We start from the raw sequence: 15,888 nt of genomic DNA, 5'->3' as shown, positions 1-15,888 counted from the left end.
GGATAAAGCTTCTCCCTCTGATGGAAGTCTTACGCTTTATCACAATAAGCCATTTTTGCTTATTGAAATGTTTGTATGAGAATAAAAATGTTTAATGAAACAATTAGAATAGCCATTATCCATGATATAACTGTAATCCATTTTGTGTTGACTAGGCCTCCCATAATACGCTTTGAACTAGTAAACATTATTAATGGAATAAGAGCAAAGCCAATTCCGAAGGATAAGATTACTTGACTTGCAACAAGCGCAGTAGTTGGATTAATGCCAAGCGCAATTATGACAATAGGTGGGACCATTGTAATGACCCTTCTTACATAAAGCGGAATACGAAAATGGATAAATCCTTGCATAATGACATCTCCGGACATCGTACCAACAGATGAGCTAGACAATCCAGCAATTAATAATCCTAAACCAAATAAAATCGCTGAAATCGGGCTAACTAATTCTCCAAAATATTGAAAGGCTATATCTAAATCTTCCACAAATAATCCATTTTTATGGAATAATGCGCTGGATACGATAAGCATTGCCCCATTAATAAATCCTGCAATCAACATGGCAATAAGAATATCGATGAATTCAAAACGAAAAATTTGTTTTTTCTCACTATCTGTTTCGCCAACAATTCTTCTCTGCGTTAATGCAGAATGTAAATATATAGCATGTGGCATCACCGTTGCACCAAGTATTCCAGCTGCTAAAATGACGCTATCTATTCCATCGAATTTAGGGGTAAATAAACCGTGTAGTAAAGATGGAACATCTGGCTTTGCGAAAAACATTTGAACAATAAAAGAAAGGACAACAATGAATAACATGCCGGTAATTCCCGCTTCTAAGGAACGATACCCGCGTCTTTGTAATTCAAGAATAGCAAAAGAGCCTACTGCAGCTATAAGACTTGCTTCTAATAAAGGGATACCAAAAAGAAGATAAATCCCAAGTGCTGCACCAATAAACTCTGCTAAATCAGTTGCCATAATGACAAGTTCACCCTGTATCCATAATCCGATAGAAACTGGTTTTGGAAATTCTTCTCTTGCTACTTCAGCTAAGTTTCTCCCTGTAGCAATGCCTAATTTTGCTGACAATGATTGAATAATTAATGCCATGATATTGGAGAAGAGAATTACCCACAATAATAGATATCCGTATTTCGATCCAGCAGCAATATTTGTTGCGAAATTTCCTGGATCTATATAGGCAATCGCAGCAATAAAAGCTGGACCTAGAAAGGGGAGAATTCTTTTTAATCCTTTAACATCTTCGTTTAATAAACTCTTTGCAGTTTTAGAATGAATGTTTTCTATTGATTGATATTTTCTCATTTTTTTCACCTGATTTTACTTTGGTTTAAAAAGTTTCGTCAATGCAACTTTTATATAAAAGATATTCCTAAATTAGAAAATTGTCAATCTATTTATGTAATTTATTATAGGTGATTATTTGGAAATAATGTGAGGATATTATTGGAAGAGTAGAAAAGCTCTGTTTCATATCTTTGCGGTTGGAATAGTAAGAGTAAAAAAGTCCTAGCTTATTCAGCTAGGACTAAAGGATATTATTTTACTTCTTGAGCACCAGTTACTTCGCCATCAATGACTGCAGATGCTTTGAATTCATCACTCTTATAGTAAACATTACCATCAACTTTAGCAGTAGCGTCTACTGTGAAACCATTAGCTTCTACATAAACATCTCCTACAAATGTACCACCTTGGATTTTAAAGTTTTCACTTTGAACTGTCATCTTAGGAGCAGTTAATGTGAAAGAATCAATGATGTTATGGTCTTCATCTTGTGTATAAAGAGCAAGCTTACGGTAAATTGCATTAGCAGCATCCCCTTTATCGTGGAATTCTCCTGCTACAACAATGTCACTGTCTACTGTTAAATCTTGAAGTGTTGCAACAATCCAAGTTCCGTTTTCACTTAATGCGCTTGTTAATGCATCTGCTTCATTAACGATAGATGCTGTTGTTACTACATCAGCTGACTCTTCAGCTTTTTCTTCTTTCTTCGGTTCTGTGTCTGTATTTCCACAAGCTGTTAAAAGCGCTCCTGCTAAAATAGAAGCAAGTAAAACTTTTGGTGTAATTTTCATGACTGGTTCCCCCTATAGTGTCTTTTGTTTTATGTGAATGGATTCACAATACAACATTATATTAACACACACATTGCAGTTGTAGAGGGGGGATGTGTGTCCAATTTGTGAAAGAAATAAGGTGAAAATGTGACTTTGTTTTAATAATCAGAAAATTATCAGAGAGGGTTTACGTTGATATTTTTATATAGCTTAAAAATGATATAAAAACAACAAGCGAGCCACGAAAAGATTCGTAACTCGCTTGTTTCATGTATGTCTTGACAGTTATTTAATTCATCCACTCAGGCTTCCCAAAGCCTTCGAATTCTTCATCAATTACTTTCTCAAATTCAGCTGATTCAACAGCAGCTTTAATATCTTTTGCAAATGTAGCATCTAAATCTTTTGTATTAACAACAACACGATTACGGTATTGATCTAACATATTTTCTAATTGAAGAGCATCTAATAGGTTCATTTTTGCTGCTAACGCGAAGTTACCAGGTACAGCAGATAAATCTACACTATCAACAGCACGAGGTAATTGTGCAGCTTCGATTGTTTCAAACTTTAAGTTTTTTACATTATTTGTAACATCTTTATCAGACACAGTTAATGGATCTGCTGATGCGTCAATTTCAATTAATCCAGCTTCCTCTAAAATTAAGAAAGCACGAGCAGCATTGGTAGGGTCATTAGGTATAGCAATTGTTGCACCATCTGTAATGTCTTCTAAACTGTCAAATTTATTCGAATAAATACCCATTGGAGCAGTTGGAACAGAAATTAGTTCGGATAATTCTAATTTATTTTGCTCAGCGAAAGACTCCATATAAATTTTGTGTTGAAAAAGATTCGCATCTATACTTCCTTCTGCTAATGCATTATTCGGCTGTACATAGTCTGTGAATTCTGTAACTTCTACTTTATAGCCTTTATCTTCAAGAATTGGTTTAATTGCTTTTTTTACCATGTCTGCATAGGGACCAGAAGTTGCGCCGATATTAATTTCTTTTTTATCACCTGTGTCCCCATTGTTTTTCTCCTGTCCACATGCACTAAGTACACTAAATGATAATAGTAATAGAATTCCTATAAGTATTTTTTTCATTGTCTTTTTTCCTCCTAAGGTCTTTATGATGTTTTAACGCTTATCCAATGTTTTGGAAAGCTTATCCCCGAAAAATTGGATGATTTGGACTAAGCAGATGAGAACAACAACAGTTGTAATCATTACCGTATTATCATAACGATAATAGCCATACTGAATCGCGAGATCACCAACCCCGCCACCGCCAACGATTCCTGCCATGGCTGAATATGCGATTAGATTGATAATGGTGATAGTAATACCTTGAATGATTCCTGGTCTTGCTTCTGGAATTAAAACTTGCCAAATAATCATCCATGGGGATGCTCCAATCGCAACGGAAGCTTCAATTACTCCTTTATCAATTTCACGAAAAGCTTGTTCCACTATTCTTGCAAAAAAAGGAATGGCTGCAACAGATAGTGAAACGGAAGCGGCAGTTGGACCTATGGTTGTGTTTGTAATCCACTTTGCTAAAGGCAATAAAGCAATCAGCAAGATAATAAAAGGGATAGAGCGGACCATATTAACAATAAACCCCACCAAATTCTTAAGAAGTGGATTTTCTAGAAAGAGTCCTTTATCTGTAACAAATAACAGAATTCCTATCGGTAAACCCACAATAATAGCCACAACAATAGAAATACCAACCATATACAATGTTTCAAAAAAGGCGGAATTTAAATCAGGAAGTAATTCTAAAATATAATTCCAATCAATACTAAGAGGCATGATAGATCACCTCCACGTTTTTAGTGCGATCTTTAATATACGCAATCGCTTTTGTAATATCATCATCATCACCAGTTAATTCCATGATAAAAATACCAAGTGGATTGTTTTGGATGTATTCAATCTTTCCATGAAGAATGTTTCCTTTCACCGGATAGTGCTGAAATGCATCAGATATAATGCCTTCTTCTGCAATTGCACCTTGGAAGGTAACTTTAATAATTTTTCCTGTTCTTTCTTCTAATAAATGGTGTGGCAATTCAAATTGTAGAATGCTATTTACAAAGTTTTTAGTAAGCTCCTGTTTTGGATTTGAGAACATATCGTATACAGGTCCTTCTTCAATGACTTTGCCAGCTTCCATAACAGCCATACGGTCACAAATATCTTTTACAACTTCCATTTCATGAGTGATTAGTACAATGGTTAAGCCAAGGTCCTTATTAATTTTTTTTAACAAGGCTAGAATAGATTTTGTTGTACTTGGGTCCAGAGCAGAAGTTGCTTCATCACAAAGCAGTACTGTTGGATTATTGGCAAGTGCTCTAGCAATTCCAACCCTTTGTTTTTGTCCTCCGCTCAATTGGGCAGGAAAGACATCTTTTTTATCCGTTAATCCTACCATGTCGAGCAACTCTAAAACGCGTGCATGGATTTTTTTTGTTGGTAAACTTGCAGCTTTAAGAGCAAAGGCGATATTTTCATAAACGGTTTTACTACTGACAAGATAAAAATGTTGGAAAATCATTCCTATTTTTAATCGAGCTGCTCTTAATTGCCTTTGATTCAACTTTGTTAAAGAGATATTATCAATAATAATTTCTCCGCTCGTAGGCTTTTCCAATAAATTGAGACATCGAAGAAGAGAACTTTTTCCAGCACCGCTATAGCCTACGATTCCAAATATTTCTCCTTTTTGTATAGATAAACATACTAAGATTAGTGGGTAAGGTCATCGACGGATGACTTTGCCCACTATTTTTCTTTTTTAAGTTATAGTGAGAAGTGAAAGAAAGCTCGACCAGCCTCAGGGATCTCGAATCCGAATGATAAACGGAGCTTCTTCGCTTTCATTTTTGAATCAGCTTTAAGTATGTTGGGGCCAAAGAGCTCGTGTATAGGAAATTGGAATCGAAATGAATAAGTGAAGATCTTTCAAAATGATAAAGAAGAGAGAGGAAAAACATTGGAATTAATTATTGCTTTAGATATTTCTATGGGGAAAAGTTACAAAGTCTTATATGACGGTCAAACATGTCTTTCAGAAGGGGAAATACTTCACAATAAGTTTGGGTTTCAAGCATTACTGGAAGAGATTCATAGCCTTCCAGAAGAACCTAAAATTGTTTTCGAATCAACTGGTATATATTCGAAGCCAGTGGAGACCTTTTGTCAGAAAAACAATTTAACCTATTTCTTATTAAATCCTCTGGAAGCCAAGAAACAACTAGAACAGGGAACACTCAGAAGCTGGAAAACAGACAAACATGATGCCCATAAATTAGCACAAATTCATCCATTTGTGGATCGATCAGAAAAAGTACAACAACCTGAAATTTATACAGAACTTCGTGATCTTTCGCGCTTTTATCAAGAAATAGAAGGACAAATAAAACATACTCGGATGTACTTGCACCATGCACTTCAAGTAAGCTTTCCGGAGCTTGAACGATTCTTTTCCAGTAGAGTAACACCTTATGCTTTAACACTAATAGAGTTATTTCCACATCCTGAATTAGTATTACAGACAAGTAGAACCAAGATTAAAAATTTATTGATGAAAACTACGCATAAGAAGATATCAGAAAATCGAGCTATGGAGAAGGCGAAGTTAATCATTGAATACGCGCAAGAATCTTATCCAGCTGTTTCACCAGATAGTGTTCCAACTCAAAAAGTTCAATATTATGCACGACAACTTCTTCATCTATTAGAGGAGAAAAAAATGGTTTCCGAACAATTAATTGTGAAGGCCCGACAACTTTCGGAATTCCAGTTACTTACTAGCTTTCCTGGCATTGGGGAGATTAGCGCAGCACTCCTTATTGGTGAGATAGGCGATCTGTCACGCTTTTCTAATCATAAAAAAGTGAACGCCTTTATCGGCATAGATATTAGAAGGTATCAATCTGGTAAATATGCAGGTCAAGACCATATCAATAAACGTGGAAATCCAAAAGGAAGAAAAGTCTTATATCTTATCGTTAAGAACATGATACGCCAACAAAAAGCTGCCCCCAATCATATTGTGGATTATTATTATAAATTAAAAAAGCAACCTCAGGCCAAAAAGGACAGGGTTGCCACTGTAGCTTGCATGAACAAGCTATTGAAATGTATCTATTCCATGGTCAGGAACAATACAAAGTACGAATACTCGTACACGGTCTCTAAGGACCAATAACACATAAAAAGTATACCACACAATACCTCAGTTTGAAAAATTTAATAGAATAGCTGAGGTTATTTGTCATGCTCAAAAATAGTACTATCAAGTTCAAATATTTTTTAATAACTACTTGACTAATCGTAGGAAAGAGACATGGTCTACACCTATAACTTGTTCTTTCTTCGTTTTGTATACTTTCACCAAATCGTTAATTTGTATCATTAGAAATGACGGATCCTCCTTTACATGAACATAAGCTTGTTTTATCACGACTTACATATGGAATGTTAAAACCTCCTATAAAATAAAAAAACTTCTTTCATTTGAAAGAAGTATCGTATGCATATAACCGATCTTATCTTTCAGAATAACCTATTCTGCAGGAGTTAGCACCTTCCTTTAGGAAAGGAGGTTGCTGGATGTCATCGGGCCTGTTCCCTCAATCTCTCTTGATAAGTAAATATGAAATTTTCACTAAATGAATAATAAAGCTAAAATACTGAATTGTCAATATAAATTTACAATTTGAAACGCTCGAAAAACTTGGACGTTTCTCTTTTTTTTGAGTTATGTTCTTTAAGATGATATATGATAGAATAGTTTCAGCAAAATGGAGCAAAGGGTGACAGAAAATGAATAGCCAAGAAATGAATATAGAATTTGTGCGTCTATTAAATGAATGGGACCCTTTTTTAATAGGAGAGGGAAATTATGATACTGAAATTGCTGATAGTCTTCAAGCGTTACATGATTTAGAGTTGGAAAAAGATTTAGCGAATGCAATCCAAGCAATTTATGAATTTTCTTTTGACGAATCTATTCCAATAACAAGTTGCTTAGCAATCTCCAAAAAACTCATGGCCGTAAAACATAGCGGCACCTGTTCATTTTAAGGAAATAACGGGCTTACAAACTTATTGTTAAATAGTTGTCTGAATCATTCTGTAGGTGAAGTTTAAACTCCTTCAACTTTTTCCTGCGGGTGTATTTGTATCATTAATCAAAAAAGAAGTATGCTTTTTCGGCTACTTCTTTGAATAATTATTTGTTTTAATTAACTGGAGCCCAAATTTAAAAATGCGCGAAAAATTTAGTGATAATTTGGTATAATGAGAATATTTCAAGGCGATCAGGAGGATGAACATGAAATTAACAGAAAAAGAAATTGAAATTGCAGAGATTTTGGAAAAAGATGCAAGGATTTCTGACGAAGATATTGCAAAAATGATTGGTGAAGAGTTAGAAAATACAAAAGAAATGATTACTAAATTAGAGACAGAAAATATAGTTGTGCGCTATACATCCATTGTAGATTGGTCAAAAGTGGAAGGGCATGAAGGCGTTACTGCAATGATTGATGTCAAAGTAACGCCGAAAAGAGGTGTTGGCTTTGATGAGGTGGCTCAAAGAATTTACCGTTTTAAGGAAGTTAAGTCCCTCTATTTAATGTCTGGGGCATATGATTTATCGGTAATTATTGAAGGGAAATCTATGAATGAAGTGGCAAGATTTGTTTCGGAGAAGCTTTCAACCCTTGATTCTGTAATTTCTACCACTACTCATTTTATTTTAAAACAATATAAACATGATGGAACGATATTTGAACCGTCAGATGATGATAAAAGAATTGTGGTGTCACCATAATGAAGCAAACCAAGAGCTATATTGCACGGAAAGTAGAGGAAATGAAGCCTTCTGGAATACGCAGATTCTTTGATTTAGCATCCAGTATGGAAGGCGTTGTGTCTCTCGGTGTAGGAGAGCCAGACTTTGTTACTTCTTGGTCAACAAGAGAGGCGGCCATTTTATCACTAGAACAAGGACATACATCTTATACAGCAAACCCTGGTCTTCTAGAGCTTCGTGAGGAAATTAGTCATTATATGCAAAAACGATTTTCGGTTTTCTATAAGCCAGCTTCTGAAATAATAGTTACGGTTGGTGCAAGTCAGGCAATCGATATCGCTTTACGGGCTATTCTTAACCAGGGAGAAGAAGTTATTGTTGTAGAACCGTGTTTTGTTTCCTATGCACCATTAGTTACACTTGCTGGTGGGGTGCCAATTCCTGTTCAAAGCTTAAAAGAGAATGATTTCAAGATTAAGCCTTATCAGTTAGAGGGAGTAATAACCGACCGTACAAAAGCAATAATGATTTGTTCGCCGAATAATCCTACAGGAACAACCCTTTCTAAAGCAGAGCTTGCAGAAATCGTGGAAGTTGCAGAAAAATATGATTTGCTTATTCTGTCAGATGAAATATATGCAGAACTTTGCTATGACGAAGCATATACAAGTACAGCGGCAATTAAAGGAGCATGGGAGCGTACAATTCTGCTTTCTGGTTTTTCAAAAGGTTTTGCAATGACTGGCTGGAGATTAGGATTTGTTTGTGGACCAGAGGAATTAATCCAAGCGATGCTGAAAATTCATCAGTACAGTTTAATGTGTGCACCTACAATGGCGCAATATGCTGGACTTGAAGCACTAAGAAATGGTCAAAATGATGTAGAAGAAATGAAAAAAAGCTATCGCCGCAGAAGGAATTTTATTGTGCAATCATTAAATGATATGGGGCTAAGCTGTCATTTGCCTGGTGGCGCCTTTTATGCATTTCCTAATATAACGGCAACAAAGATGACGTCTGAAACTTTTGCTGAAAAGCTGTTGATGGAAGAGAAGGTAGCTGTTGTACCTGGAAGTGTTTTTGGAGAAAGTGGGGAAGGGCATGTTCGGTGCTCTTATGCTTCCTCGTTACAACAATTACAAGAAGCAATGAAAAGAATAAAGCGTTTTGTGGATAAACATACGTATTAAGCTACATTTAGGTGTTTTAAAAGGGAATCATCGCAATTTATTAGATTGTGGATTTTCTTTTGTAACACCTCTTTTTTATGAATGGAAAGTTCCATTGTTATTTGTAAGAATCAACTTAGAGACTTTAATTCGTTCCAATAAAGACATAGTTTATACAAAAGATATCAGGGAATTATATCAGTGTAAAAATAAATCCTTTTGTATAAATGTCATATATGTGATATAATCTTATAATGCGTATAAAAGGAAATATTAATATAAACAATTAGGAGTGTTCTCATGTCAGATAAAATCGAAGTTGGAAGTGTTATTACAGGAAAGGTTACAGGTATTCAGCCTTACGGAGCGTTTGTTTCTTTAGATGAAAATACACAAGGTTTAGTTCATATCTCTGAAGTAACTCATGGTTATGTAAAAGATATTAACGAATTTTTAAAAGTTGGAGATGAAGTGAACGTTAAAGTTCTTTCTATCGACGAAAATGCTGGTAAAATTGGTCTTTCTATCCGTGCAACAGAAGAAGCACCTGCACAACCAGAAGCTGCTAAAGCAAAAAAACCTCGTCCAAAACGTCAAACAGCTGCTGCTGTAGTTGAAACAGAAAACGTACAAGGTTTCAATACATTAAAAGATAAATTACAAGAGTGGATTGAACAATCTAATCGTAATGATTTAATTAAAAAATAATTAATTATATAAAATAAGGCTGTCGACAAAGCTATTGCTTCATTAATGTATGAAGTGCTGCTGCTTTTGGGCAGTCTTTTTTTTTGCCTTTTTTCCTTAACTTTAAACAGCGTAGGGAAGCCTAATAAAATCACAAAATGAATTTTTAGAAAATAATGATAATAATTATATCCTTCTTTTATAAAATCAGCTAAAGTTAATATATATGTCTTTTACATTTATATAATAAAATTGGAAGGATGATTGGATGGTACAAGAATTTAAATCTATTTCACTAATAGAACAGACAGAGAAATATGGAGCAAAGAATTATAATCCATTACCAATAGTGATTTCCGAAGCAGAGGGTGTTTGGATTACTGATCCGGAAGGAAATAAATATATGGATATGTTAAGTGCATATTCTGCTTTAAATCAAGGTCATCGTCATCCGAAAATAATTGGAGCGTTAAAGAGACAGGCTGATCGTGTTACTTTAACATCAAGGGCTTTTCATCATGATCAATTAGGTCCTTGGTATGAAAAGATAAGTACCCTAACAAACAAAGAAATGGTTCTGCCGATGAATACTGGAGCAGAAGCGGTGGAAACTGCTATTAAAGCTGCAAGAAGATGGGCTTATGATTGTAAAGGAGTAGAAAAAGACAGGGCAGAACTAATTGTATGCGAGGGTAATTTTCATGGAAGAACAATGGGGGCAGTTTCGCTATCCTCTGATGAGGAGTATAAGTGGGGGTTTGGGCCACTGTTGCCTGGCATTAAGATTATTCCTTATGGAGATATTAATCAATTAAAAAAAGCCATTACAGAGAACACAGCGGCATTCATTGTAGAACCAATTCAAGGGGAGGCTGGTATTATCATTCCTCCAGAAGGTTTTATGGAAGCAGCATATCAATTATGTAAGGAAAACAATGTTCTCTTTATTGCCGATGAAATACAAACAGGTTTATCGAGAACAGGAAAATTATTTGCGAGTGAATGGTACGGGATTGAACCAGATATGTATATATTAGGTAAAGCGCTTGGAGCTGGTGTGTTTCCCATTTCCTGTGTAGTGGCAAATAGAGATATATTAGGAGTTTTTAATCCAGGTTCCCATGGATCCACATTTGGAGGGAATCCGATGGCATGTGCCGTATCCATTGCTGCTTTAGATGTAATTATAGATGAGAATTTAACCGATCGCTCTGCAAGATTAGGCCATTATTTTCTGCAAAAATTAGCTGAAATTAATAATCCGATTATTAAGGATATTAGAGGAAGAGGATTATTTATAGGAGTAGAATTAACGGTAGAAGCCAGACCTTATTGTGAAAAGCTAAAAGAAGTAGGTTTATTATGTAAAGAAACGCATGAAACAGTCATCCGTTTTGCACCTCCGTTAACGATTACAAAGGAAGAGTTGGATTGGGCTATTGAGCGAATTAAACAAGTATTAAATGTGAACAATCAATAAGGTATATGTAGTTAGAAGCTGGCTGGAAGGTCAGCTTTATTTAATATGTTCAATAAATAATAGTGACAAAAATAAGGGGGTTTCTCCAAATTGTTGTCGTTAATATGGGATAAGTAATCCAAGGGAGACATATACTATTTGTCGGCTCCTTAAGCTTAATCTTTTGATTTTCATAGAAGTTTGTTTAATAATAAGTCATACGCTAGGTTTTACATTACTAATTCTTCATAAAGAATGGGAGGCATTTATTTGGAAAACTTTGTTTTTTATAATCCAACAAAACTTATTTTTGGTAAAGGTCAATTAGAACAACTAAAAGATCAATTAGCCTCGTTTGGAAAGAAAATCCTCTTAGTATACGGGGGAGGAAGTATTAAGAAAAATGGTCTATACGATAAAGTAATGACTATTCTTAACGAAAATGGCAAAGAAGTATTTGAATTATCAGGTGTAGAGCCAAATCCCCGATTAACAACTGTACAGCGTGGAGTTGATATCTGTAAAACAGAAGAAATCGATTTTATCTTAGCTGTTGGTGGAGGAAGTGTTATTGACTGTACTAAGGCAATTGCTGCAGGTGCAAAGTTTGATGGCAACCCATGGGAGTTTATTACGAAAAAAGCAGCTCCAAAAGCAGCTTTACCGTTTGGAACAGTTCTAACACTCGCTGCAACAGGATCAGAAATGAATGCAGGCTCTGTTATTACAAATTGGGAAACGCAAGAAAAAGTTGGCTGGGGAAGCCCATTTACATTCCCTGTGTTTTCAATTCTAGATCCGGAAAATACATATACAGTTCCTAAAGATCAAACGATTTATGGAATTGTAGATATGATGTCTCATGTCTTTGAACATTATTTCCACTTAGAAGAACATACAGAACTGCAAGATTATATGTGTGAATCTGTATTGAAGACGGTTATAGAGTTTGGTCCAAAGCTTGTTAATGACTTAGAAAACTATGAATATCGAGCTGCTATTTTATATTGTGGTACGATGGCTCTTAATGGAATGCTTAATATGGGATACCGTGGCGATTGGGCTTCACATAATATTGAGCATGCTGTTTCAGCGGTGTATGATATTCCTCATGGTGGAGGGCTTGCTATTTTATTCCCTAATTGGATGAAACATAATTTATCTGTAAAACCAGAACGCTTTAAACAATTAGCTGTTCGTGTATTTGGGGTAGATCCTGAAGGGAAAACAGCAGAGGAAGCTGGGCTTGAGGGAATTGAAAAGCTACGTGCATTTTGGAATGACTTAGGAGCTCCTTCTCGTTTGGCTGATTACGACATTGATGATAGTAAACTAGATTTAATGGTCGAAAAAGCAATGACAAACGGTGGATTTGGTAATTTTAAAGTGTTAAATGACAAGGATGTTTTAGCAATTTATAAAGCATCTCTATAAAAGAAACAAACCTACAAATAATTTAGCTAAATTGTTTGTAGGTTTTTAACTGGATTTATCGTATTCCTTTTCTTCTTGTTGAAAAAGTTAAATTAAAATTGAAAAATTGGTGAAAAATGAAAAAAAAAGATAATGTATCCGTTTTCAACACGAGTTCTTTCTTGATTCCTTTTTCTACTTCCGATAAAGTGGAAGAGGAGTAATAAATAAATATTATAATTGGAGGATCAATTTATGACACACGTTCGTTTTGATTACTCAAAGGCATTAAGTTTCTTTGGAGAGCACGAAATTACATATTTAGAAGATGCAGTAAAAGTTGCCCATCATTCCTTACATGAAAAAACTGGACAAGGAAGCGATTTTCTTGGATGGATAGATCTTCCTGTAGATTATGATAAAGAAGAATTTGCACGTATTCAAAAAGCGGCAGAAAAAATTAAAAGTGATTCAGAAGTTTTACTTGTAATCGGTATCGGAGGTTCCTACCTTGGAGCTCGTGCTGCGATTGAAATGCTAAATCATAGCTTTTATAATTCTTTACCAAAAGAAAAAAGAAACACACCACAAATTATCTTTATTGGGAAAGATATTAGCTCTACATATATGAGTGATGTTATTGATTTCCTTGGAGATAAAGATTTCTCTATCAATGTTATTTCTAAATCTGGAACAACTACAGAACCAGCAATTGCATTCCGTATTTTCCGTAAATTATTAGAACAAAAATATGGTGTAGAAGAAGCAAGAACAAGAATTTATGCTACTACTGATAAGGCAAGAGGCGCGTTAAAAACGCTAGCGACAGAAGAAGGATATGAATCATTTATTATTCCTGATGATGTTGGTGGACGTTATTCTGTTTTAACACCAGTTGGCTTATTACCGATTGCTGTGAGCGGCGCTGATATTACAGTAATGATGGAAGGTGCAGCAGCAGCTAGAACTGATTTCGGTACATCAGAATTGAAAAACAACATTGCATATCAATACGCAGCAGTTCGTAATGTTCTTTATAATAAAGGAAAAACAATTGAAATGTTAATTAACTACGAACCAGGATTGCAATATTTCTCCGAATGGTGGAAGCAATTGTTTGGCGAAAGCGAAGGAAAAGACCAAAAAGGTATTTATCCTTCTTCTGCAAACTTCTCAACTGACCTACATTCATTAGGACAATATGTTCAAGAAGGTCGTCGTGACATTTTTGAAACAATTGTAAAAGTGGACAAGCCTCGTCATGAGCTAGTAATTGAAGCAGAAGAAAATGACTTAGATGGCTTAAATTATCTTGCTGGACAAACTATAGATTTTGTTAACAACAAAGCGTTTGAAGGAACACTTCTTGCACATACAGATGGTGGAGTACCAAACCTAATTGTTAGCATTCCGGAAATGAATGAGTATACGTTCGGATATCTTGTATACTTCTTTGAAAAAGCTTGTGCGATCAGCGGTTATTTACTAGGGGTAAATCCATTTGATCAACCAGGAGTAGAAGCATACAAAGTAAATATGTTTGCGTTACTTGGTAAACCAGGATTTGAAGAGAAGAAAGCAGAATTAGAAAGTCGTTTATAATCAATAGTATTTAAAAAGCTATCGGTACACTTCTAAAAAGGAGTCCCGATAGCTTTTTTTAGCTTCTCCGATAAAATTCTATTCCTTTTTCTAAAGGTTTAAAGATTTTTTGAAAGGTTAAATAAATAGAAACGGGTAGAAGGAGGAGAAACTTATGCTTATTGAAAAAGAACAAGTACTAATAAAATCCTTGCAGGAATGTATGATAGTTTGTAACCACTGCTTAAATGAATGCTTAGCAGAAGAAAATAATGCACCAATGATAGATTGCATTCATACGAATAGGGAATGTATTCAATTTTGTAGTTATTTAGAACAAGCTATCATTAGAAAATCTCCATACGCTAAAGAGTTTGCAGAAATTTGTCTCTCTGTTTGTGAGGATTGTGCCCGTGAATGTGAAAAGCATGAACATCGTCACTGTCAATACTGTGCAGAAATTTGTAGGGAATGTGCAAGTGCTTGTAAAACATTTTTAGAAGCATAATGATAGATTGTTGATGGAAGAGTAAAATCCTTGAAATAAGCGCTTATTTTTGTGAGACTTGGATTAATTAATAAGGCTATGTTTTATATAGTTGTTTTCTGAGGCTTGCTGCTAGCTAGCAAGCCATGGAAAACTATTTAAGTAATAATAATCAATTCATCCTTTTCTTCAAATACAAAGGAAGGGTTAGGATTCAGATAACTAGATCCCCCTCTTTTCACTCCTAATAATAACTTACCATTTGCTAATAAATAATTGTTCAATGTCAAATAATCTACTAATTCTTCGTTTATATTTTTTAGAGGAATAAATTGGAGCTTTTTATCCTTTAGTTGATTTAAAAGTTCTAGAAATGCAATCATCGTATCTTGTGAATTTAAGCTATTATGCATAACGAAGCTTGTAAGACTATTTGTCTCAATAATTTCATCAGCTCCAGCTCTTTTCGCATTCTGTACTTGTTCTGCTGTCAGTATTTCAACGATACAAGGGACAGTAGGATTCAACCCTTTTATTGCGAGTAAAGTTAAAATCGAATGCATATCTGCTTGCAACTCTTCTTTGTTTTGATCGGCTGTTATAATAACCTTATTTGCAGTCATTATATTCGCCTTAAACAAAACGCTGTCTAAATTAGAGTTTCCTTTAACAAAATGAATCATTTCAGGCACTGGATTAGTTGCTAAGGATTCATCAATTAAGGTAACTGGAATATTTTCTTTATCTTTAATAATGGAGTGGATCATTAGCTTTGAACGTTCATTCCAACCGATGATTATCAAATGGTTTTGTCCTTTATAAGTAGTTTTTCCTTCAAGATAGGCATTTTGTTTTGCTACAGCAGCTGTTGCTAATGTCACTAAATAAGTAGATAGGAATCCTACCCCAGATAAAATTAATAACATGCCAGTTATTCTTCCCAAAATCGTAATGGGAGCATAATCGCCATATCCTACTGTAGAGGTTGTAATAATTGCCCACCAGACTCCTTCAAATAAAGTGGGAAATGTTTCTGGTTCAATCCAAGTGATAAAGAATCCGAATAGGATAATAATAGAAAGAGAAATGGTTAATACACGTATACTTAATGGTAATCTTAAGAATCTAGAAAGTATGGAATTAGGCAAAGTTTGACACCTCTT

At 34.9% G+C, this 15,888-nt stretch carries 14 protein-coding genes, 1 pseudogene and 1 riboswitch; of the genes and pseudogenes, 9 read left to right on the top strand and 6 right to left on the bottom strand.

Annotated elements, in window-relative coordinates; genetic code table 11:
• Positions 1 to 59 precede the first annotated feature (59 nt).
• The 5 genes and pseudogenes from NYE52_RS16755 to NYE52_RS16735 form a co-directional block, all read right to left on the bottom strand.
• Positions 60 to 1,334: an Nramp family divalent metal transporter gene (locus NYE52_RS16755; protein WP_341194093.1), complete on the bottom strand. Its 1,275-nt coding sequence runs from the start codon at positions 1,332 to 1,334 to the stop codon at positions 60 to 62.
• A 233-nt stretch (positions 1,335 to 1,567) separates the two neighbouring features.
• Positions 1,568 to 2,110, bottom strand: coding sequence for a polymer-forming cytoskeletal protein (locus tag NYE52_RS16750; protein WP_341194092.1), 543 nt, complete (start codon positions 2,108 to 2,110; stop codon positions 1,568 to 1,570).
• A 271-nt stretch (positions 2,111 to 2,381) separates the two neighbouring features.
• Positions 2,382 to 3,203 carry a MetQ/NlpA family ABC transporter substrate-binding protein gene (locus NYE52_RS16745; protein WP_341194091.1) on the bottom strand — a complete coding sequence of 274 codons (822 nt, stop codon included), beginning with the start codon at positions 3,201 to 3,203 and terminating at the stop codon, positions 2,382 to 2,384.
• A 33-nt stretch (positions 3,204 to 3,236) separates the two neighbouring features.
• On the bottom strand, positions 3,237 to 3,914 hold the full coding sequence (locus NYE52_RS16740; protein ID WP_445669120.1) for a methionine ABC transporter permease: 678 nt from the start codon (positions 3,912 to 3,914) through the stop codon (positions 3,237 to 3,239).
• Positions 3,904 to 4,848: pseudogene (locus tag NYE52_RS16735) on the bottom strand (methionine ABC transporter ATP-binding protein); the annotation flags it as partial. The gene NYE52_RS16740 and the pseudogene NYE52_RS16735, both read right to left, overlap by 11 nt.
• Positions 4,849 to 5,058: 210 nt before the next feature.
• Here NYE52_RS16735 and NYE52_RS16730 point away from each other — a divergent pair.
• From NYE52_RS16730 to NYE52_RS16690, 9 genes are all read left to right on the top strand, one after another.
• A complete protein-coding gene (locus NYE52_RS16730; protein ID WP_341192356.1) occupies positions 5,059 to 6,318 on the top strand; it encodes an IS110 family transposase in 1,260 nt (419 codons plus the stop codon).
• A 337-nt stretch (positions 6,319 to 6,655) separates the two neighbouring features.
• Positions 6,656 to 6,762, bottom strand: a riboswitch (SAM riboswitch).
• Positions 6,763 to 6,935: 173 nt separating this feature from the next.
• Positions 6,936 to 7,196: a DUF1871 family protein gene (locus NYE52_RS16725; RefSeq protein ID WP_341194090.1), complete on the top strand. Its 261-nt coding sequence runs from the start codon at positions 6,936 to 6,938 to the stop codon at positions 7,194 to 7,196.
• A 250-nt stretch (positions 7,197 to 7,446) separates the two neighbouring features.
• On the top strand, positions 7,447 to 7,947 hold the full coding sequence (locus NYE52_RS16720) for an Lrp/AsnC family transcriptional regulator (RefSeq protein ID WP_341194089.1): 501 nt from the start codon (positions 7,447 to 7,449) through the stop codon (positions 7,945 to 7,947).
• On the top strand, positions 7,947 to 9,119 hold the full coding sequence (locus NYE52_RS16715) for an aminotransferase (protein WP_341194088.1): 1,173 nt from the start codon (positions 7,947 to 7,949) through the stop codon (positions 9,117 to 9,119). Before NYE52_RS16720 ends, NYE52_RS16715 begins: the two co-directional genes overlap by 1 nt.
• Positions 9,120 to 9,398: 279 nt before the next feature.
• Positions 9,399 to 9,806, top strand: a complete 408-nt coding sequence (gene yugI, locus NYE52_RS16710) for a S1 domain-containing post-transcriptional regulator GSP13 (protein WP_341194087.1) — start codon at positions 9,399 to 9,401, stop codon at positions 9,804 to 9,806.
• 247 nt (positions 9,807 to 10,053) lie between these two features.
• The gene (locus tag NYE52_RS16705) at positions 10,054 to 11,265 is read left to right on the top strand and encodes an ornithine--oxo-acid transaminase (protein ID WP_341194086.1); all 1,212 of its coding nucleotides are present in this window, start codon (positions 10,054 to 10,056) and stop codon (positions 11,263 to 11,265) included.
• A gap of 249 nt (positions 11,266 to 11,514) precedes the next feature.
• On the top strand, positions 11,515 to 12,678 hold the full coding sequence (locus NYE52_RS16700) for an iron-containing alcohol dehydrogenase (RefSeq protein ID WP_341194085.1): 1,164 nt from the start codon (positions 11,515 to 11,517) through the stop codon (positions 12,676 to 12,678).
• Positions 12,679 to 12,912: 234 nt separating this feature from the next.
• A complete protein-coding gene (locus NYE52_RS16695) occupies positions 12,913 to 14,259 on the top strand; it encodes a glucose-6-phosphate isomerase (protein ID WP_341194084.1) in 1,347 nt (448 codons plus the stop codon).
• Between the two features lie 154 nt (positions 14,260 to 14,413).
• Complete coding sequence (locus NYE52_RS16690) at positions 14,414 to 14,746, top strand: four-helix bundle copper-binding protein (RefSeq protein WP_341194083.1); 333 nt, start codon at positions 14,414 to 14,416, stop codon at positions 14,744 to 14,746.
• Between the two features lie 137 nt (positions 14,747 to 14,883).
• On the opposite strand, the gene NYE52_RS16685 is transcribed toward NYE52_RS16690, so the two are convergent.
• Positions 14,884 to 15,873 (bottom strand): potassium channel family protein, encoded by a 990-nt coding sequence (locus NYE52_RS16685; protein ID WP_341194082.1) that lies wholly within the window; start codon positions 15,871 to 15,873, stop codon positions 14,884 to 14,886.
• Positions 15,874 to 15,888 lie beyond the last annotated feature (15 nt).

Origin of the sequence: Niallia sp. FSL W8-0635, assembly GCF_038007965.1 — a bacterium.
In the GTDB taxonomy this organism is placed as follows: domain Bacteria; phylum Bacillota; class Bacilli; order Bacillales; family Cytobacillaceae; genus Niallia.
The sequence above is the reverse complement of the archived record's forward strand: the minus strand, read 5'-3'. Positions and strand labels throughout refer to the sequence as shown.

Bases quoted from the DNA above. Each gene is read 5' to 3' on its own strand.
- NYE52_RS16755 (WP_341194093.1), bottom strand. From the start codon at position 1,334: ATGAGAAAATATCAATCAATAGAAAACATTCATTCTAAAACTGCAAAG.
- NYE52_RS16750 (WP_341194092.1), bottom strand. From the start codon at position 2,110: ATGAAAATTACACCAAAAGTTTTACTTGCTTCTATTTTAGCAGGAGCG.
- NYE52_RS16745 (WP_341194091.1), bottom strand. From the start codon at position 3,203: ATGAAAAAAATACTTATAGGAATTCTATTACTATTATCATTTAGTGTA.
- NYE52_RS16740 (WP_445669120.1), bottom strand. From the start codon at position 3,914: ATGCCTCTTAGTATTGATTGGAATTATATTTTAGAATTACTTCCTGAT.
- NYE52_RS16725 (WP_341194090.1), top strand. From the start codon at position 6,936: ATGAATAGCCAAGAAATGAATATAGAATTTGTGCGTCTATTAAATGAA.
- NYE52_RS16720 (WP_341194089.1), top strand. From the start codon at position 7,447: ATGAAATTAACAGAAAAAGAAATTGAAATTGCAGAGATTTTGGAAAAA.
- NYE52_RS16715 (WP_341194088.1), top strand. From the start codon at position 7,947: ATGAAGCAAACCAAGAGCTATATTGCACGGAAAGTAGAGGAAATGAAG.
- yugI (WP_341194087.1), top strand. From the start codon at position 9,399: ATGTCAGATAAAATCGAAGTTGGAAGTGTTATTACAGGAAAGGTTACA.
- NYE52_RS16705 (WP_341194086.1), top strand. From the start codon at position 10,054: ATGGTACAAGAATTTAAATCTATTTCACTAATAGAACAGACAGAGAAA.
- NYE52_RS16695 (WP_341194084.1), top strand. From the start codon at position 12,913: ATGACACACGTTCGTTTTGATTACTCAAAGGCATTAAGTTTCTTTGGA.
- NYE52_RS16690 (WP_341194083.1), top strand. From the start codon at position 14,414: ATGCTTATTGAAAAAGAACAAGTACTAATAAAATCCTTGCAGGAATGT.